Genomic DNA, 16,293 nt, shown 5'->3' with positions numbered 1-16,293 from the left:
CGAGCCCCGCACCGTGAACGGCGCTACCGCCGCTCGCGCAGGGACGGACGGTTCACCAACCGACCGTGCCGAGGCTGATCGGGGTGAGCTGGCGGACCTGCGGCTCGATCCACTGTGCCGCGGTGACCAGTTTGACCAGCCGGTCGATCGTCTCCGGTGGGCCGGCGACGAAACTACGTCGGTCGGCCGGGCAACCGTAGCGGTCGTCGAACGGGCCACCGTCGAGCGCGCGTACCACCATGCCGGCCTCGGCGGCCAGCAGCAGCCCGGCCGGCAGGTCGACCGCCTCCGGGCGGTAGCCGACGATGCCGTCGATGTCGCCCCGGGCCAGCATCACCCAGGACAGCAGCGGCGCCCACAGTTGCAGCACCCGGCGGGCGGTGGTGTCGAGCACGACCTTCAACGCCCGGGCGGTGCTGTCGTCGCGGCGTACGCCGTGGCCCTGGGTCCAGGCCAGCACCGGCGCGGCCGGCACCGGCCGGTGGGCGGTACGCAGCGGCCGGCCGGCCGGGTCCGCACCGTGCACGAACGCGCCGTGGCCGCGCAGCGCGGACCAGGTCCGGCCGGCGACCGGATCGTGCACCACGCCGAGCACCGGCGAGCCGCGTTCACACAACGCGATGCCCACCACGTACGCCGGCAGGCCGATCGCCACGTTGTTGGTGCCGTCGAGCGGGTCGACCAGCCACGCCCAGGTGGTGTCGGGGGCGTACTCGCCGCCCTCCTCGGCGATCACCCCGTGCTCCGGCCAGCGGGCCCGGATCCGGTCGACGATCAACCGCTCGGCGGCCAGGTCGAGGTCGGTGACCAGGTCACCGGAGTCGTCCTTGGCCCGGGCGTGCACCTCGCCCCGGATGCCCCGGCGCAGCAGTCGGCCGGCCGCCCGGGCGGCGTCCACCGCGAACCGGTGCGCGTCGCGCAGGTCGGGCCCGCCTCTGTTCGGCTCCACGTCCACGGCTCCTCCAGCCAGTCAGCCCCGTGCCACCAGTCGCGCGATCTCCCGCGCCATCCGCGCGGTCTCCGCCGCGTCGCAGCGGTCCCGGCGGACCCGGTGGCTGCGCCCGTCCACCGCGCCGAGGCTAAGGTCGCACGCGCCGGGTGTGGTCCGGCCGAGCGCCACGGTCACCGCGGGCGTGCCGGCGGCGACCTCCGAGGTGTGGAAGCCACCGGCGCGCAGCGCGTACGAGTCGCCGGCGGTGTGCGTCTCCACGGTGGCGGTCATCGCGGTGACCAGACGGTCGGTGGCGGCCACCTCGTCGACCTCGCCGAGGCTGTGCACCTCGTAGATCCGCCAGGAGGGGTCGGCGGGCGCGTCGGTGACGTCGATCAGCTCGTTGCGGACCGTGCCGTGCAGCACGTGGCTGAGCAGGTCCCAGCTGTGCGAGTGCATGGCCGAGGTGGTGGGGCGCACCGGCGGCGGGTCGGCCGGCCAGGCGTGCACGCAGATCCCGTCGGGGCCGTCGCGCTCCACCGGCAGGCAGGTGAAACCGAGCGGGTGCCGGACCGCCCGCAGTGGTCGCCGCCCGTCGGCGACGTCGGCGAGCACGTGCAGCACCCAGTCGCGCAGCAGCTCCGGCCGGGTGCCCCGGTCGATCTCGCGGGCCAGGTCGGCGTAGCTGGTCATGCGTACGGGTTCCTCGCCTGGAGGGCCTTGCGCACGATCTCGCCGACCTCCCGGTCACCGAAGGACCGGGGCAGCGTCAGCCCGAGCGCGGCGAACAGCCGGCGGACCTGTTCGACGGACGGCTCGTCGTCGAGGCGGACCTGGCCGGCGGACTCGATCGGCACCCGGCGGCTCTGCCGGCGGCTGTAGTCGAGTTCGATGTTGAACCGGTTGTAGTAGACCTCGCCACGGTCGATGCGCAGCGCCGGCGTCTGCGGGTTCTCCTGGGTGATGACCACACAGGAGGAGGAGAGGTCGTAGCGGAACGTGGTCATCTGCGCGGAGAGCCGGATCTCGACGGTGAGCAGGCCGGAGCGTTGCATGTGCCAGCAGGCGGCGAGCACCGTCGCGTAGGACTCCTTGCGGGTGCGGTCGACCGTCCACGGTTCCTTCGGCTCGGTCGGCTCGTCGGCTTCCAGGCTGCGCCGGAACCACGCGTACCGCTCGCAGACCTCCTCGTCGGTCGGGTCGATGATCTCGATGGCGAGGCTGAGCGTGGCGTTGCGGCGGCGGGCGTGTTTCAGGCACTCGGGCAGCGTGACGGCGCGCAGGTAGGTGCCGGTGCCGCCCTTGAAGTGCCACTGGTCGGTGTGCTGCCGCGCCTCGTCGAGCGCCTGGCCGACCTCGCTGCCGTGCAGCACCCGGACCATGGAGGCGCTCTGGATCGCCTCCCGGGATCGGGTCAGCGCGCCCTCCGGGCCGGTGAGCGCGGCCATCGGCGGGACCAGGTCGGTGAGCCGGGCGCGGACGTCCACCATGACCTGCCGGACCTCCTGCTCGGCGGTCCGGCGGCGCAGCCGGTCGCGCAGCACCGCCTGGGCGAGCAGGCCGAGGACCAGCAGGATGGCGCTGTTGACCACGTCCTGGCTGACGGTGTTGGTCAGGCCGAGGACGGCGACCGTGACGGCCAGCAGCAGACCGATGAACGCGTCGAGATTGCTGACGACCCAGCCGAGCAGGCGCGCCATGACATCCCCCGGTCGACGACGGAGCCTCCATGATAGCCCTTTGTCAATGCGCGATCACGCCCCGTTTCGCCGGTGGCGGCGGTGTGCCGCGTCGCCGGGCGGCGCAGATCAACGAGCCGCCGAGCCCCGGCGCGGCCCGGGCCAGCCACCGCGAGGCGATCCAGCGTCCGCCCGGCAGCCGCCAGCCGACCTCGTTGGAGCGTATCGCCAGCGGGAGGAACCCGGCGCGGCGCAGCGTGCGCCGCAGCAGCGACGCGGTGAACGGGCGGATGTGCAGCCAGAGGTAGGGGTGCAGCGGGTCGACCTGGCGCGGCGCCCGGCCGGCGAGGAACGCCAGTCGGTCCTGCACCGGGGCCAGGTTGGGGGTGGTGAGCACCAGCAGGCCGTCCGGGGCGAGCACGCGGTGGCACTCCCGCAGCAGCGCCAGCGGATCGTAGACGTGTTCGATCAGCTCGCCGGCGAGCAGCCCGGCGAAGCTGCCCGCCCGGAACGGCAGGCCCCGGGTGGCGTCCAGGCAGACCGGCAGCGCCGGACCGCCGGCCGCCCGCCGGGCGGTGCCCAGCGCGGTCTCGGCCATGTCGGCCAGCACGAGCGGGCCGGGCAACGCGGCCGGGTCGAGCATGCCGCGCGACCCGCAGCCCAACTCCAGCACCGGTCCGTCGCCGGTCACCCCGTCGGCCATCAGCCGGGCCGCGACCGCGCGGCGCACCCGGTGGTACGGGTCGTCGACGTACCCGTCGACCTGCGCGCCGTCGTGGTAGCTGCGGTGGTTGGCGTGCCGGCCGTGCGCCTGCGCGCGGTGCGCCGAAGTCCCGGTCGGCGGCTCGGCCATCGCACCCTCCACGGCGGTCGCCGGCCCCGTCGGCGGCGTCCACCCCAAGCCTCGCACCGCGCGCGCCCGGTTGCGGGGATCTCCACCCCGGATACGCCGACGCGGCGGCCGTGGTCCGGCCGCCGCGTCGTCCGGGCGGGTCAGATGGCCCGCGCCCAGTCCAGCCGGGAGGAGTCGTCGTACTCGTCGCCGGGGATCCACCACGGCTCACCGAAGCCGCTGGTGGAGACGAGGATGTTGCCGCCGTCGGGCTCGGTGTTCTCCGGCGGGATGGACAGCGCCGCGCAGTAGCGGCCGTCCGGGGAGAACACCGGCGACAGGTAGAACCGCGGTTGGTCGGTGAGCTTCTTCAACCCGGTGCCGCCGAGTCGCACCGACGCCAGGGACTGGTTGTAGGTGTCCCGGTCGGGATACCAGCGGGTGGTGCAGAACACCACGCGCTGGGAGTCGGGCGTGAACACCGGCCCGCTGACCCGCTCTCCCGCCTGCGGCGTGTAGAGCCGCCGGACGGTGCCGGTCGCCAGCTCCAGCACCCGCAACTGCCAGCCCTCGGAGCGGCTGAGCCAGTGCAGGACGATCATGGAGCCGTCCCGGGACCAGTCCGGGTCCCGCATGACGTGCCCCTGGGCCAGCACCCGGGTGGCGCCGGTCGCCACGTCGACCGCGATCAGCGTGTCGTCCTGCTCGCCGGTGACCAGGGCGATCTCCCGGCCGTCCGGCGACCAGGTGGGCGCGCCGTAGTGGACGCCGGGCGGGTCGGCGAGCAGCGTGCGCTTCTGGCCGGTGACCCGGTCGTGGACCGCCACGTACGGCAGCAGCGTGCCGTCGCCCGACCAGGCGGTGTTTTCCCAGGCCACGTACCGGCCGTCCGGTGAGGTCTTGGCGTTGTCGCCGTCCTCCAGCAGCCACCGCGGGGTGGTGCGGCCGGGGTCGACCTGGCGCACGCCCCAGCCGACGCTGACCAGCCACGGCCCGTTGACGGTCTCGGCGGCGGCGGCCGGTGTCGCGGCGGCCGTTCCGCCGGCCAGCCCGGTCGCGGCGGCGGCGCCGGTGAGCGCGGCGGCGCGCAGCAGGGTACGACGGTTCAACTCGATCATGTGAGATCCCCCGTGATAGACATCGTTCCACCCTCCTGACAGGACGAACGCGCCGGGATCGGGCGAGCGGACCGTTCACCGTCGGCTGGTCGGCCAGGACACGGGGTGAGCGGCGTCGACGCCCGGTACCCTCGCCCCGGTGACCTCCGACGCGTTGCGCCGCGCCCTGACCGAACCGGGTGACCCGCCGCTGCTCCCGCTGCCCGGGGTGGCGGTCGAACTGCTGGCCGCCCTGTCCGCGCCGCCCCGGCTCGGCGCGCACCTGCGCCTGGTGCACGACGTCGCCTGGCGCCTCACCGCCGCGTTCGCCGAGCGTTTCGCCGCGGTGCCGTTCGACAGGCAGGCGGTGCTGTTCGGCGCCGCGGTGCACGACCTCGGCAAGGTCGAGCACCCGGCCGAGCTGACCGGTCCGGGCTCCGCGCACGAGGAGGCGGGCTACCAGTTGCTGCTGCGCTTCGGCGTGCCCGAGGAGCGGGCCCGCTTCGCGGTCACCCACGCCGCCTGGCACGCGCCCGGCGTGCAGTTGGAGGATCTGCTGGTCAGCCTCGCCGACAAGGTGTGGAAGGGCCGCCGGGTCACCGACCTGGAGCAGCTCGTGGTGGACCGGCTCGCCGACATCACCGGGCAGGAGCCCTGGCAGACGTTCCTGGACCTCGACGACGTGCTCGCCGACCTGGCGGCTGGCGCGGACCACCGGCTCGCCTTCCAGGCCGAGCATCCGGTGCACGGCTGAGCCGGGTCACCGCGGGCCGGCGCCGTCGACAAGCGCCTCCCCGGAGGCGGTCCGGGCGTACCGCAGGAACCGCCCGGCCCGGTGCGTGCCGACCAGGCCGGCGTCGCGCAGCGCGGTGAGGTGGTGGGAGACCGTGCCGGCGGTCAGCCCGCAGCGCCGGGCCAGTTCGGTGGTGGACGCCGGCACCGCCAGCTCGTGCAACAGAGTGGCCCGGGTGCGGCCCAGCACGCCCGCGAGCGCCACGCCGGCCGGGGCGGGGTTCCGTTCCCAGAGCGCGCCGACCGCGCCGGCCGGGTAGCGCAGCAGCGGCTGGGCCGGCCGCTCCGTCAGGTTCGACCAGACCCGGGCGCCGGCGAAGACGGACGGAACCAGCAGCAGGCCGCGACCGCCGAGGTCGACCGCGCCGGCGCGGGTCAGGTGGGCGACGTGGAGCGTGCCGTCGGCCCAGGACACGTACGGGTCGATCCCGTCGAGCAGGCCGCGTAGCCCGTCGGAGGCCATCCGTCCAGCGGCGACCATGATCTCCCGTTCGAGCAGCGTCCGCATCCGCGGCCAGTACGGCGTGATCGCCGCGGCGGCGTACGCCTCGATCACCGCCGCGAGGCGGGCCAGCCCGGCCGGCGGGTCGGCGCGGAAGGCGGCCAGCCGGGGTGAGCGGGCGTCCGGCAGCTCGTCCAGCCCGGCCCGGACCACGTCCGGCGGGGTGGCCACGAGCGCGGCCAGCTCCTCGGCCAGGGTGGGCCGTGTGGTCGGCGGCGGCGGACAGACGAAGGCGGGGATCACCACGGTGGGCATCGGCACCAGGTCCGCGAGCAGTCGCCGGTCCAGCCCCGTCAGGCGGGGCAGGACCTCGGCACGCCAGAGCTGGTGGGCGGGGAACCACTCGGGTGCCCGCAGTGCCAGGATGCTCGCGACCACCTCCCACAGCGGTGAGATCGCGAAGCGCACGCCGGCGAGGTCCCGCACCCCCAGCGCGACACGCAGCACCGACACCCCCGGATTCGACCAGGCTCAAATTTATCGACCCCGCCGGTGGGGCGGAACAGGGTTACGGCATGACCCCCTCCACCACCGCCGCGCCCACCCGCTGGCCCCGCGCGTTCCGCTACGTCTACGCGGCCGACCTCGTCGAGGGCCTGGGCTTCCAGGTCGGTTATCTGGCCGTACCGGTGCTGGCCGTACCGGTGCTGGCCGTGTCGGCGCTGGCCGCCACGCCCGGCCAGGTCGGGCTGCTCGCGGTGCTCGGCACCGCCGCGTTCCTGGTGATCGGGCTGCCCGCCGGGGTGTGGGTCGACCGGTCCCCGCGCCGCACCGTGCTGGTGGCCGCCGCCGCGGTCCGCGCGGCGCTCTACGCGTCGGTGCCGCTCGCCTGGTGGGCGGGCGCGCTGACGCTGAGTCAGGTGTACGCGGTGGTGCTGCTCGTCGGCGTCGCCACCGTCTTCGGGGACGTGGCGGCGCAGAGCGTCCTGCCGGAGCTGATCGGTAGGGACCGCCTGGTCGCCGCCAACTCGCTGCTGATGACCACCGGCGCCACCGTCCAGATCGGCGGCCGGGGCCTCGGCGGGCTGCTCGTGCAGGCGCTCGGCGCGCCGCTCGCGCTGGCGGTGAACGCGGTCACCCACCTGCTCGCCGCGCTGGCGCTGACGCGGGTCCGTCCCGCCGTCGGCGTCGCCCGGACGCGGCCGGCCGGTGGGTTCGGACGGGAGCTGGGCGAGGGCGTCCGGCACGTGCTGGGCGGCGGGGCGCTGCGTCCGCTGGCCGTCTCGCTGGCCGGCATCAACCTCACGGTGAACCTGATGACCACCATGCTGCCGCTGATCTTCCTGCGTGAGCTGCGGCTGGGCGCCGGCGCGCTCGGCGTGTTCCTCGGTGTCGGTGGGGTCGGGGCGTTGCTCGGCGCGGTGACGGCGCGCCCGGTCGCGGCCCGGATCGGGGCCGGACGCGCGCTGTGGCTGCCCGGCCTGTTGGTCGCGCCCGCCGGCGTGCTGGTGGCGCTGATCGACCGAGGGCCGTGGCTGTGGCTGGCCGGGTTCGGCTGGCTGGCGTTGGCGTGGCGGACCGGCATCGGGAACGTGATCGGGGTGAGCCTGCGGCAGCGGGTGACCCCGGATCGGCTGCTCGGCCGGATGAACGCCACCTTCCGGTTCCTGCTCACCGGTGCGATCGCGGTCGGCGCCGGGCTCGCCGGCCTGCTCGGCCAGTACGCCGGACCGCGCGTCCCGCTGTGGGCCGGCGCGATCGGCGTCGCGCTGACCTGGGTGCCGCTCTATCTGTCTGAGCGCACCGAACCGATTGACTTTCGATAGCTTACGAGCGATAGTCGATGCATGGTGACTACCGAGCGTGCGGTGACCGCACTGCGTGCCTTCCTCGTCCTGCTGTTCGGCATTCTGCTGCTGTTCGAGACCATGTCGCTCCCGGGCCAGTTCGCGCACATGGCCCGGGAGGACCCGGAGATGGCGTACCTGCGCTGGCCGGCCACCGCCGTGACCGTCTTCTGGGTGCTCTGCGTGCAGGTGGTGATCGTGTGCACCTGGCAGTTGCTCACCCTGGTCCGCACCGACCGCATCTTCACCGAGGCGTCGCTGGCCTGGGTCGACGGGATCGTCTGGGCCGTCGCCGCCGCCTGGGCGAGTCTGGTCGCCGTCTTCCTCTACGTCGGGTTCCACGCGAACGACCCCGGGCTGCCGCTGCTGCTGTTCCTGCTCACCACCGGCGTCAGCGTGCTCGGGCTGCTGATGGTGGTGATGCGCGCGCTGCTGCGGCAGGCCACCACGCTGCGCACCGACATGGAAGCGGTGATCTGATGCCCATCGTCGTCCGCATCGACGTCGAGCTGGCCAAACGCAAGATGAGCGTCGGTGAGTTCGCCGAACGGGTCGGGCTCACCCCGGCCAACGTCGCGGTGCTCAAGAACGGCCGCGCCAAGGCCGTCCGCTTCAGCACCCTGGAGGCCATGTGCCGGGTCCTCGACTGCCAACCCGGCGACCTGCTCGAATGGGTCGCCGACGGGGAGGAGGCATGAGATACGCGCTCACCGCCCTGGCCGTCCTCGCCGTCGCGCTCGGCGTCGCCGGCTTCGGGTACGGGGAGGTCGACGACTCCCCCGGCCTCCAACTCCTGTCCGCGCTGCTCGCCATCGGCGCGGTCGCCGTCGCCGTGCGCGTCGCCCGGCGTACCCGGTAGGGCCGGCGCCCCCTCGACGCCGGCCCCGCCGGTCAACCCTTCACGCAGACGACCTGCTTGAGGTGGGCGACCACCTCGACCAGGTCCTCCTGCTGGGCCATCACCTCGGTGATGTCCTTGTAGGCGCCGGGGATCTCGTCGACCACCCCGGCGTCCTTGCGGCACTCCACGCCGGCGGTCTGCGCGGCCAGGTCGGCCGTGCTGAACGTCCGCTTCGCCTGCCCCCGCGACATCCGCCGCCCCGCGCCGTGCGACGCCGAGCAGTACGCGTCGAGGTTGCCCTTGCCCCGCACGACGTACGAGCCGGTGCCCATCGAGCCGGGGATGATGCCCAGGTCGCCGTCGCCGGCCCGGATCGCCCCCTTCCGAGTCACCAGCACCTCCACGCCGTCGTACCGCTCCTCCGCCACGTAGTTGTGGTGGCAGGAGATCGGCTCGTCGTAGCCGACCCGCGGGAACGCGTCCCGGACCACCTGGCAGAGCAGCGCCAGCATGACCGCCCGGTTGCGCCGCGCGTACTCCTGCGCCCACCACAGGTCCCGGCGGTAGGCGTCCATCTCCGGCGTGCCGGACAGGAACACCGCCAGGTCACGGTCGGGCAGGTCGGTGTTGTGCGGCAGCCCGCGCGCCACCGCCATGTGCCGCTCGGCCAACTCCTTGCCGATGTTGCGGGAACCGGAGTGCAGCATCAGCCAGACCTGGCCGTCGTCCGGGCCGCCCTGCTCCAGGCAGACCTCGATGAAGTGGTTGCCGCCGCCGAGCGTGCCGAGCTGCCGCTGCGCCCGCGTCTCGAGCTGCGCCACCTTCCGGTCGAGCGTGCCGAACCGACGCCAGAAGTCGACCCAGCCGGCCTGCTCCAGACCCCGGACCCGGCGCGGGTCGACCGCGTCGTCGCGCATCGCGAACCCGACCGGGATCGCCGCCTCGATCGCCGACCGCAGCGGCCCGAGGTCGTCGGGCAGGTCGGCGGCGGTGAGCGAGGTGCGCACCGCGGACATGCCGCAGCCGATGTCCACGCCGACCGCGGCCGGCGAGACGGCCTGCCGCATGGCGATGACCGAACCGACCGTCGCACCCTTGCCGAAGTGCACGTCCGGCATCACCGCGACGCCCTGCACCCAGGGCAGCGCGCCGATGTTGCGCAGCTGCCGGGCCGCCTGCGCCTCGATCGCGTACGGGTCGGTCCAGACCCGGACCGGCGCCCGGGTACCGGCCAGCGGGGTGAAACCCATGATCGTCTCCTTGCTCGTAGGGCTGGGCCGACGGCGTCGGCTCCACCCCAGTGCTTGTCGATACGTCTATCCCTCTGCCAAGATCGGGCGTCGGATCGAGCCAGAGGAGCCCGCATGCCCGCACGTCGTCGGATCGCCGCAGCCACCGTGATGGTCGGTGCGTTGGCCACGTCCATCCTCGCCGCAGGTCCGGCTCAGGCCGCCGAAACCACGTCCTACGTGGGCACCGGGATGAACAACAACTACTTCACCGCGCTGTCCTACGCCACGAACAACGCATGGGCCCTGGCCAGCGCGGACGGGTTCGATCCGGCCACGCAGTGCAGCCCTGGCGGAAACTTCGCGACGCAGCCGTGGCCGGGCCTGTACCAGGTGCGAGCGCTCATCAACTGCACCCGCTGACGCCGGGACCCCGCGACCGCAGCGCTGTCGGTCGCGGGCCGCGAACGCGGACCGGTCCGGTCAGGTGAGGCCGGGCGACGGGCGCAACCCTCGACGATCGTCACGTCGCGACCGCGCTCGCCAACAGCCTTCGCCCGGTGCGGAAAGCAGGGCACCGGCGCGCGGCGCGGGCCGCTCGGCTCGGGTGCGTTTCTGCTGCGACACGGGGGCGCTCCTTGAGGGCTGGAACCGGTTGACGTTGCCCGCTCACGGTACGACCGCGACGCGCGGGGCGGCAACGCGATATTCACGAGAATCCCTCGGGCACGAGGCCGGCACTTCGGCGTACCGGGGTCGATCCACCCACGGGACGTCACGCACAGCTCAGACCGGTGTACGGTCCGAAGTGGCAGCTCATCCGCCTGCACGTCGATGGGCGGTCGGTCGTTGCGGCAGCGGGAGATGGCATGACTGAACCCACCGTCGGGGAGCGTCTCGCCGGGCTTCGTCGTGAGTCGCGGCTGACGCAGGAACAACTGGCCGAGCGGTCCGGGATCAGCGTCGAGGTGATCCGGAAGCTGGAACAGGGCAGCCGGGGCACGGCTCGCCTCGACACGCTGCATGCGCTCGCGCGCGCCCTGGGGGTGTCGACGTCCGGGCTGCTCGGCGACGCGTCGCAGGCCGCCGCGCGCGGCGAGGCGGAGAACCGGTCGTTGTCGCTGGCGGAGATCCGCCGGGTCATCACCCCGCTGCGAGGGATCGACGGCGCGCCGTTCGTGGTGCCGCGGAGCGAGCCACCCGGCCTCCGCACGCTGCGCGGAAACCTGCACGCCGCCGATCGGGTCTACAACGCCGGTGACTACGCGGTGGCGTTGCGGGTGGTGCCGCCGTTGCTGGTCGACGTGCGCGCGGCGGTCGGTCTGGCCGGCGACGAGCGGCAGGCCGAGGCGTACGACCTGCTCGCCCGCACCTATCACCTGGCCGGCGGTCTGCTGATCCAGCTTCGCGCCGACGACCTGGCGCAGACCGCGCTCTCGGGTGCCCTCGACGCCGCGCAGCGCTCCGGGGACCAGGTGGTGGCGGCGACCGTCATCCGGACGATGTGCTGGCTGCTGATGCGTCAGGGCCGGATCAGCGAGGCGGCCGAACTGGCGGTGGTCACCGCCGACGAGGTGGAGCCGCGGTTGTCCCGGGCGACGCCCGCCGACCTGGCCGCGTGGGGATGGTTGCTGCTGGGCGCCGCCGCCGCGCGGGCCCGGGACAACCGGCCGGACGAGGTGGCCGACCTGATCGGCGTCGCCGCTGCCGCCGCGGTCCGGATCGGTGAGCGGATACCGGCGGCGGACCAGTTGATGCTGGTGGGTGGCTTCGACAGCGCCAAGGTGCAGATGCAGCGGGCGGAAGCGGCGGCGGTGGCCGGTGAGGCGGGACGGGTGCTGGAACTGTCCGCGTCGGTGCCGCCGGCACCCACCATCAGCAGGTCGGCGTGGCGCCGGCATCGGCTGGACCTGGCGTGGGCGTATGCGGATCTGCGGCGTTACGGGAAAGCGACAGCGGTGTTGACGCAGTTGCGCGGCACGGCGCCGACCTGGCTGCGGCAGCAGCGGTACGCGCGGGACATCGTGGACACCATCGCCACCGGACGCCGCCGGGCGATGACGGACGAGCTGGCCGCACTGGCCGAGCTGATGGGCGGTGCGCGGTGACTGGTACACCGCGTCCGAGTCGATGACTCACGATCTTCGGATCGCACCATCCGCACCTTTCTGATCACCCTGAGTCACCTCAGCCTGTGGTGGTGAGGCGCGTCGACGCGTCTCCGCCGATGGAGGTGGCGATGCCGAAACATGGTGACAGGCCGGCTGTTGATCGGGGCGAGCAGATTCAGGCCGCCGAGCGGGAGGCGGCGCGGCAGCGGCTGCTCGCGCAGGCCGAGGCGGAGCGGATACCGGTCGAGGAGACGACCCGGGCGGTACCGGACCGGCGGCATGACCGGCGGTGACGTGCCGGTCGGCCGCCGCGTCGCCCAGTGGCGGGTCCGGCGTCGGATGACCCAGCAGATGCTGGCCGACCGGGTGGGCAAGTCGAAGAGCTGGGTCGACAAGGTCGAACGCGGCGTACGCGCCCTGGACCGCTTCTCCGTCATCCAGGATGTCGCCCGGGTGCTGCGGGTGGAACCGGCGACGCTGCTCGGCCGGGAGAATCCGCCGCCGGCCCGCGGCGACGAGGGGGTGGACGGGGTACGCGCGGCGCTGGCCCGCTACGACCTGTTCCCGGCCGGTTCCGGCCACCGGGATTCGACGTCCACGGACGAGCTGGGCCGGCGGGTGGATCATGCGTGGTCGGCGTACCGGCACGCACGCTATCCGCAGGTGCTGCGCCTGGTGCCGGAACTGCTCGACGCGGCCCGGGCCGCGTACGCCGGGGACGGGGACGGCGCCGGCGGGCGGCTGGTGCGGGCGTACCGGATCACGGCGTCGGTGCTGGTGAAACTCGGCGAGCCGGACCTGGCGTGGCTGGCGGCCGACCGGGCGGTGACGGTGGCCGCCGGTCATCCGAGGTGGACGGCGGTCGCGGCGGTGCCGCTCGGGCAGGCGCTGCGTGCCACGGGGCGGGGGCGGCTGGCGACGACGGTGACGATCGCCGCCGCGAACCGGACCGGTGCCCCGGCGGCGCGCGACGCATCGCCGGTCGGAGCGGCTCTGGCCGGGACACTGTGGGTCGAGGCGGCGCTCGCGGCGGCGTCCTGCGGCGACGCGCGCAGCGCGGCGGAGTGGCTGGGGGTGGCCGCCGGGATCGCCGGGCGGGCCGACGACCGGCACGACCCCCACCTCGACGGATTCGGGCCGGCTGCCGTGCGGGTGGCACACGTGGCGGTGGCTGTCGAACTCGGCGACGGCGCCGAGGCGGTCGCCCGGCACGAGACGGCAATCCGGTCGGAGGGCTGGCGGTGGTTGCCCGTCGAGCACCGCGCCGCGCACCTGGTCGACGCCGCGCGGGCGTACCTCCAGATCGGTGACCTGCTGCGGGCGGGCCGCGCCCTGACCGAGGCCGACCGGCTCGCGCCGGCCGAGGTCCGGATGCGGCCGGTGGCGCGTACCGTGCTCGCCGAGGTGGCACGCGGCGGACCCGCGCCGGCCGGCGTGGCGCACCTGGCGACGGCGGTCGGCCTCATCCGCTGACGCGGACCGGGCCGCCGGCCTAGCCGGCCTGGGCCACCGGGTGGCGCTTCATCTCCTCCATGAAGGGGAAACGGGCGGTGAGTTCGGTGAGCGTGGTGCCGGACCGCCAGGCGTCGGCCACCTGGGCGACCTGGAGCAGGTCGGTGGCGTCCCCCCGGGCCTGCACCTCGCCGTCGACCCGCAGGTCGATCATGAAGTAGCGGGCCTGGGCGCCGAGGCTGACGCAGACCACCCCCCGGTCGGAGGTCAGCTCGGCGCAGGTGAACCGGCTGCGGCCCTGCTCGGGAGCGCTGACCCGCCCGACGTCGAGCTGGTGGGCGGTCGCGGTCTGCGCGAGCGCGGGAGCCAGACCGCCGGGCTCGACCAGATCCGGGTAGAGGCGCACACCCAGTGCCGCCGAGACGTCGCTCATGACTGACTCCCACTTCCTCGTGACAGAGACCAGCAACGCGCAGGTTACGAACACGTTTCCGGCACGCATGCCCATCCTGTCCCGCACGAAGGGCCCGCGGCAATAGGAACGGTCAATCCGCCCCCATCGGGCCACCGGTACGCTGCCGGCTCATGGCGCGGATACGGTGTGACTTCTTCTCCGAGACGCTCGGCATGGGCACCTCGATGACGGTGCTGCTGCCCGACCGGGGCGCGGCCGGGATCGGCATGGCCGGGGCGGCCGGCGACGGGGATCCGCCGGTGCTGTACCTGCTGCACGGCCTGAGCGACGACGACACGGCGTGGACCCGGCGGTCGTCGATCGAACGGTACGCCGCCCCGCTGGGGCTGGCCGTGGTGATGCCGCAGGCGCAGCGCAGTTTCTACTGCGACGAGGCGCACGGCAACCGGTACTGGTCGTTCCTCAGCGAGGAACTGCCCGAGGTGTGCCGGTCGTTCTTCCGGCTCTCCACCCGCCGGGAGGACACGTTCGTGGCCGGCCTGTCGATGGGCGGCTACGGCGCGGTGAAGTGGGCGCTGCGCCACCCGGACCGGTTCGCGGCGGCGGCCAGCCTCTCCGGCGCGCTCGACGTGGTGCACCGGCGGCACCACCCGTCCAGCCCACTCGACCCGGCGGTGTGGCACACCGTCTGGGGCGACGGCCCGGCGCCGGACGGGGACGACACGGTGGCGCTGCTGGAGCGGGCCGGCGACAACCTGCCCGCGCTCTACGTCGCCTGCGGCACCGAGGACTTCCTGTACGAGGACAACGTCCGGTTCGTCGACACCGCCCGGCGGCGCGGCCTGCCGCTCACCGTCCACTTCACCCCAGGCGACCACGACTGGCCCTACTGGGACGCCCGAATCGCCGACGTCCTCACCTGGCTGCCGCTGCGCGGAAAGGCGGGGCCCCCGGTTAACGCCTCCGGTAGAGGAGAGGGCCCCGCTTGACACCCCTCAGCGGGTGAGCACGACCTTGAGCGCGCCGGTCTCACCGGTGGTGACGGACCTCGGCCCCGCGCGCCGTGATCGTGGTGTTAACAGGGGGCCCCGCCTCTACCGGAGGCGTTAACCGGGGGCCCCGCCTTACACGCCGACGGTGCCGTCGACGGCTTCGCGGAGCAGGTCGGCGTGACCGTTGTGCCGGGCGTACTCGTGGATCATGTGCAGCATCACCAGGCGCAGCGAGACGTCCTCGCCCCAGCGGGCCTGGTGGCCGGTCACGTCGAGCGACTCGGCCGCGAGTTCGATCCGGCGGGCGTGCGCGACCTCGCGCTGCCACGCCTCGAACGCCTCCGCGCGGTCGGCGTCGCGCGCGTCGTACGCCGCCTGGTAGTCGTCGGTCTCCGACCAGACCAGCGGCACGTCCTCGGCGGCGATCACGCGACGGAACCAGGCGCGCTCCACCTCGGCCATGTGCCGGACCAGGCCGAGCAGGGACAGCGTGGACGGCGGCGAGGACTGCCGGCGCAGCTGCTCGTCGGTCAGCCCCTCGCACTTGCGGGCCAAGGTGGCGCGGTGGAAGTCGAGGAAGGCGCGCAGCGTCTCCCGCTCGCCGGCCCGCAGCGGCGGGCCGATCCGTTCGATGGTCACCGGGAACGTCCTTCCGGGGCGGGGTCGGTCCCCCGGAGCCTAACCGTCGTGGATCATGAGGCAACCGGTTACCGCAGCGAGGAGCGGGCCACCGGGAAGTCGAACCAGGTGTCCGGGTACGGCTCGTCCACGTACCGGTAGTGCCACCACTCGCGCGGGTAGTTCTCGAAGCCCTGCGCCGTCATCAGCTCCTTCAGCAGGGCCCGGTTCCGGCGGGCGGGGTCGGTGAGCCCGGGGGCGGCGGTGTGGGCGCGCGGGTCGAAGCAGTCGAACCCGGTGCCCATGTCGACCGAGTCGTCGGCGAAACGCCGGCCGGTCGGCGCGGTGCAGGGCAGCAGCGGCTGGCCCGGCGCGTAGCCGGGCTGCGCGGAGGTGGGCACCGGGACCAGGGTCAGGTCGAGCGTGCTGCCCCGGCTGTGCGCGGTGGGCGCGCCCAGGTAGCCGTCGGCGAAGAGCCGGTCCTTCGGCACGTCGGGGTAGAACTCCGCCTTCATCTGTTGCTCCTGCGGGCGCTTCGCCCAGGCGACGAACTCGTTCACGGCCCGCTGCGGGCGGTAGCAGTCGTACACCTTCAGGCTGCGACCGCGGCCGAGCGCGGCGGCCTGCACCCGGCTCAGCGCCGCCGCGGCCCGGCGGGTGAGCAGGCAGAGCGGCTCGGGGTAGCCGTCGATCGGCCGGCCGACGAAGTTGTGCGCGCCCGCGTACCGGATGTCGGTGCGCACGCCCGCGTCGACGGTGGCCAGGTCGACGATGTCGGCCGGGGCACGGGGGCCGGTCGGGGTGGCCGACGGCGTCGGGCGCGGCGCGGGTCGCTGGCAGCCGGCGGCGAGGGCCGTGACCACCACGACCAGGACCATTGCCGTACGTCTGCGCACGCTGCCTGTCTACCAGGGTGTAAGGAGGGGCCCCTTGTTAACAGACGTCTGTTAACAAGGGGCCCCTCCGTACACCCTCGGCGGGTGGTGGCGGGAGCCCCGGGCGGCGGGGGCGTCCG

The 16,293-nt window shown here is 73.9% G+C and carries 20 protein-coding genes; 10 read left to right on the top strand and 10 right to left on the bottom strand.

What is annotated here, in order from left to right:
- Window positions 1-52: 52 nt before the first annotated feature.
- The 5 genes from ACZ6O5_RS03195 to ACZ6O5_RS03175 all read right to left on the bottom strand — a co-directional run bounded on the left by ACZ6O5_RS03195 (window position 53) and on the right by ACZ6O5_RS03175 (window position 4,560).
- Window positions 53-949 carry an inositol monophosphatase family protein gene (locus tag ACZ6O5_RS03195; RefSeq protein ID WP_396778096.1) on the bottom strand — a complete coding sequence of 299 codons (897 nt, stop codon included), beginning with the start codon at window positions 947-949 and terminating at the stop codon, window positions 53-55.
- Between the two features lie 21 nt (window positions 950-970).
- On the bottom strand, window positions 971-1,624 hold the full coding sequence (locus ACZ6O5_RS03190) for a sulfurtransferase TusA family protein (RefSeq protein ID WP_405089610.1): 654 nt from the start codon (window positions 1,622-1,624) through the stop codon (window positions 971-973).
- Window positions 1,621-2,631, bottom strand: a complete 1,011-nt coding sequence (locus tag ACZ6O5_RS03185; RefSeq protein ID WP_465974235.1) for a hypothetical protein — start codon at window positions 2,629-2,631, stop codon at window positions 1,621-1,623. The genes ACZ6O5_RS03190 and ACZ6O5_RS03185 overlap by 4 nt, the downstream gene beginning before the upstream one ends.
- Before the next feature lie 43 nt (window positions 2,632-2,674).
- A complete protein-coding gene (locus ACZ6O5_RS03180; RefSeq protein ID WP_465974234.1) occupies window positions 2,675-3,463 on the bottom strand; it encodes a class I SAM-dependent methyltransferase in 789 nt (262 codons plus the stop codon).
- A 140-nt stretch (window positions 3,464-3,603) separates the two neighbouring features.
- A complete protein-coding gene (locus tag ACZ6O5_RS03175; protein WP_465974233.1) occupies window positions 3,604-4,560 on the bottom strand; it encodes a TolB family protein in 957 nt (318 codons plus the stop codon).
- A gap of 139 nt (window positions 4,561-4,699) precedes the next feature.
- On the opposite strand from ACZ6O5_RS03175, the gene ACZ6O5_RS03170 reads away from it, so the two are divergent.
- Window positions 4,700-5,293, top strand: coding sequence for an HD domain-containing protein (locus tag ACZ6O5_RS03170; RefSeq protein ID WP_465974232.1), 594 nt, complete (start codon window positions 4,700-4,702; stop codon window positions 5,291-5,293).
- A gap of 6 nt (window positions 5,294-5,299) precedes the next feature.
- Here ACZ6O5_RS03170 and ACZ6O5_RS03165 read toward each other — a convergent pair whose 3' ends face one another.
- Entirely contained in the window at window positions 5,300-6,286 is a 987-nt protein-coding gene (locus tag ACZ6O5_RS03165; protein WP_465974231.1) for an ArsR/SmtB family transcription factor, read from the bottom strand.
- Between the two features lie 62 nt (window positions 6,287-6,348).
- Between ACZ6O5_RS03165 and ACZ6O5_RS03160 the strand changes: the two genes are divergently transcribed.
- Genes ACZ6O5_RS03160 through ACZ6O5_RS03145 form a run of 4 tightly spaced genes read left to right on the top strand, consistent with a single transcriptional unit; the run spans window position 6,349 to window position 8,479 of the window.
- A complete protein-coding gene (locus ACZ6O5_RS03160) occupies window positions 6,349-7,599 on the top strand; it encodes an MFS transporter (protein WP_465974230.1) in 1,251 nt (416 codons plus the stop codon).
- Window positions 7,600-7,620: 21 nt separating this feature from the next.
- Window positions 7,621-8,100 carry a DUF2975 domain-containing protein gene (locus tag ACZ6O5_RS03155; RefSeq protein ID WP_465974229.1) on the top strand — a complete coding sequence of 160 codons (480 nt, stop codon included), beginning with the start codon at window positions 7,621-7,623 and terminating at the stop codon, window positions 8,098-8,100.
- Window positions 8,100-8,318 carry a helix-turn-helix domain-containing protein gene (locus tag ACZ6O5_RS03150; protein ID WP_107158121.1) on the top strand — a complete coding sequence of 73 codons (219 nt, stop codon included), beginning with the start codon at window positions 8,100-8,102 and terminating at the stop codon, window positions 8,316-8,318. The genes ACZ6O5_RS03155 and ACZ6O5_RS03150 overlap by 1 nt, the downstream gene beginning before the upstream one ends.
- Complete coding sequence (locus tag ACZ6O5_RS03145; protein WP_465974228.1) at window positions 8,315-8,479, top strand: hypothetical protein; 165 nt, start codon at window positions 8,315-8,317, stop codon at window positions 8,477-8,479. The genes ACZ6O5_RS03150 and ACZ6O5_RS03145 overlap by 4 nt, the downstream gene beginning before the upstream one ends.
- A 32-nt stretch (window positions 8,480-8,511) precedes the next feature.
- Here the strand turns inward: ACZ6O5_RS03145 and ACZ6O5_RS03140 are convergent, their stop codons facing one another.
- Entirely contained in the window at window positions 8,512-9,711 is a 1,200-nt protein-coding gene (locus ACZ6O5_RS03140; protein WP_465974227.1) for an RtcB family protein, read from the bottom strand.
- A gap of 114 nt (window positions 9,712-9,825) precedes the next feature.
- Between ACZ6O5_RS03140 and ACZ6O5_RS03135 the strand changes: the two genes are divergently transcribed.
- The 4 genes from ACZ6O5_RS03135 (at window position 9,826) to ACZ6O5_RS03120 (ending at window position 13,274) form a co-directional block, all read left to right on the top strand.
- Window positions 9,826-10,113, top strand: a complete 288-nt coding sequence (locus ACZ6O5_RS03135) for a hypothetical protein (protein WP_465974226.1) — start codon at window positions 9,826-9,828, stop codon at window positions 10,111-10,113.
- A 446-nt stretch (window positions 10,114-10,559) separates the two neighbouring features.
- Entirely contained in the window at window positions 10,560-11,798 is a 1,239-nt protein-coding gene (locus tag ACZ6O5_RS03130) for a helix-turn-helix domain-containing protein (RefSeq protein ID WP_465974225.1), read from the top strand.
- A gap of 131 nt (window positions 11,799-11,929) precedes the next feature.
- Complete coding sequence (locus ACZ6O5_RS03125) at window positions 11,930-12,094, top strand: hypothetical protein (RefSeq protein ID WP_465974224.1); 165 nt, start codon at window positions 11,930-11,932, stop codon at window positions 12,092-12,094.
- Window positions 12,081-13,274 carry a helix-turn-helix domain-containing protein gene (locus ACZ6O5_RS03120; protein WP_465974223.1) on the top strand — a complete coding sequence of 398 codons (1,194 nt, stop codon included), beginning with the start codon at window positions 12,081-12,083 and terminating at the stop codon, window positions 13,272-13,274. Before ACZ6O5_RS03125 ends, ACZ6O5_RS03120 begins: the two co-directional genes overlap by 14 nt.
- 19 nt (window positions 13,275-13,293) lie before the next feature.
- On the opposite strand, the gene ACZ6O5_RS03115 is transcribed toward ACZ6O5_RS03120, so the two are convergent.
- The gene (locus ACZ6O5_RS03115; protein WP_425788464.1) at window positions 13,294-13,686 is read right to left on the bottom strand and encodes a hypothetical protein; all 393 of its coding nucleotides are present in this window, start codon (window positions 13,684-13,686) and stop codon (window positions 13,294-13,296) included.
- A 152-nt stretch (window positions 13,687-13,838) separates the two neighbouring features.
- Here ACZ6O5_RS03115 and ACZ6O5_RS03110 point away from each other — a divergent pair, with 152 nt between their 5' ends.
- Window positions 13,839-14,657, top strand: a complete 819-nt coding sequence (locus ACZ6O5_RS03110; RefSeq protein WP_465974222.1) for an alpha/beta hydrolase — start codon at window positions 13,839-13,841, stop codon at window positions 14,655-14,657.
- Between the two features lie 135 nt (window positions 14,658-14,792).
- Here ACZ6O5_RS03110 and ACZ6O5_RS03105 read toward each other — a convergent pair whose 3' ends face one another.
- Together ACZ6O5_RS03105 and ACZ6O5_RS03100 are read right to left on the bottom strand one after the other, a co-directional pair.
- The gene (locus ACZ6O5_RS03105; protein WP_281941603.1) at window positions 14,793-15,299 is read right to left on the bottom strand and encodes a DinB family protein; all 507 of its coding nucleotides are present in this window, start codon (window positions 15,297-15,299) and stop codon (window positions 14,793-14,795) included.
- Between the two features lie 68 nt (window positions 15,300-15,367).
- On the bottom strand, window positions 15,368-16,174 hold the full coding sequence (locus ACZ6O5_RS03100) for a M15 family metallopeptidase (protein WP_465974221.1): 807 nt from the start codon (window positions 16,172-16,174) through the stop codon (window positions 15,368-15,370).
- Window positions 16,175-16,293: the final 119 nt, after the last annotated feature.

This window comes from Micromonospora sp. NPDC049201 (assembly GCF_055586805.1).
This window is presented reverse-complemented; position numbering and strand designations above follow the sequence as displayed.

What these genes read in the sequence shown, in the direction of transcription:
- ACZ6O5_RS03125 (WP_465974224.1), top strand. Translation starts at nt 11,930, where the DNA reads ATGCCGAAACATGGTGACAGGCCGGCTGTTGATCGGGGCGAGCAGATT.
- ACZ6O5_RS03150 (WP_107158121.1), top strand. Translation starts at nt 8,100, where the DNA reads ATGCCCATCGTCGTCCGCATCGACGTCGAGCTGGCCAAACGCAAGATG.
- ACZ6O5_RS03190 (WP_405089610.1), bottom strand. Translation starts at nt 1,624, where the DNA reads ATGACCAGCTACGCCGACCTGGCCCGCGAGATCGACCGGGGCACCCGG.
- ACZ6O5_RS03120 (WP_465974223.1), top strand. Translation starts at nt 12,081, where the DNA reads ATGACCGGCGGTGACGTGCCGGTCGGCCGCCGCGTCGCCCAGTGGCGG.
- ACZ6O5_RS03160 (WP_465974230.1), top strand. Translation starts at nt 6,349, where the DNA reads ATGACCCCCTCCACCACCGCCGCGCCCACCCGCTGGCCCCGCGCGTTC.
- ACZ6O5_RS03155 (WP_465974229.1), top strand. Translation starts at nt 7,621, where the DNA reads ATGGTGACTACCGAGCGTGCGGTGACCGCACTGCGTGCCTTCCTCGTC.
- ACZ6O5_RS03135 (WP_465974226.1), top strand. Translation starts at nt 9,826, where the DNA reads ATGCCCGCACGTCGTCGGATCGCCGCAGCCACCGTGATGGTCGGTGCG.
- ACZ6O5_RS03175 (WP_465974233.1), bottom strand. Translation starts at nt 4,560, where the DNA reads ATGATCGAGTTGAACCGTCGTACCCTGCTGCGCGCCGCCGCGCTCACC.
- ACZ6O5_RS03145 (WP_465974228.1), top strand. Translation starts at nt 8,315, where the DNA reads ATGAGATACGCGCTCACCGCCCTGGCCGTCCTCGCCGTCGCGCTCGGC.
- ACZ6O5_RS03180 (WP_465974234.1), bottom strand. Translation starts at nt 3,463, where the DNA reads ATGGCCGAGCCGCCGACCGGGACTTCGGCGCACCGCGCGCAGGCGCAC.
- ACZ6O5_RS03110 (WP_465974222.1), top strand. Translation starts at nt 13,839, where the DNA reads ATGGCGCGGATACGGTGTGACTTCTTCTCCGAGACGCTCGGCATGGGC.
- ACZ6O5_RS03130 (WP_465974225.1), top strand. Translation starts at nt 10,560, where the DNA reads ATGACTGAACCCACCGTCGGGGAGCGTCTCGCCGGGCTTCGTCGTGAG.
- ACZ6O5_RS03115 (WP_425788464.1), bottom strand. Translation starts at nt 13,686, where the DNA reads ATGAGCGACGTCTCGGCGGCACTGGGTGTGCGCCTCTACCCGGATCTG.
- ACZ6O5_RS03185 (WP_465974235.1), bottom strand. Translation starts at nt 2,631, where the DNA reads ATGGCGCGCCTGCTCGGCTGGGTCGTCAGCAATCTCGACGCGTTCATC.
- ACZ6O5_RS03140 (WP_465974227.1), bottom strand. Translation starts at nt 9,711, where the DNA reads ATGGGTTTCACCCCGCTGGCCGGTACCCGGGCGCCGGTCCGGGTCTGG.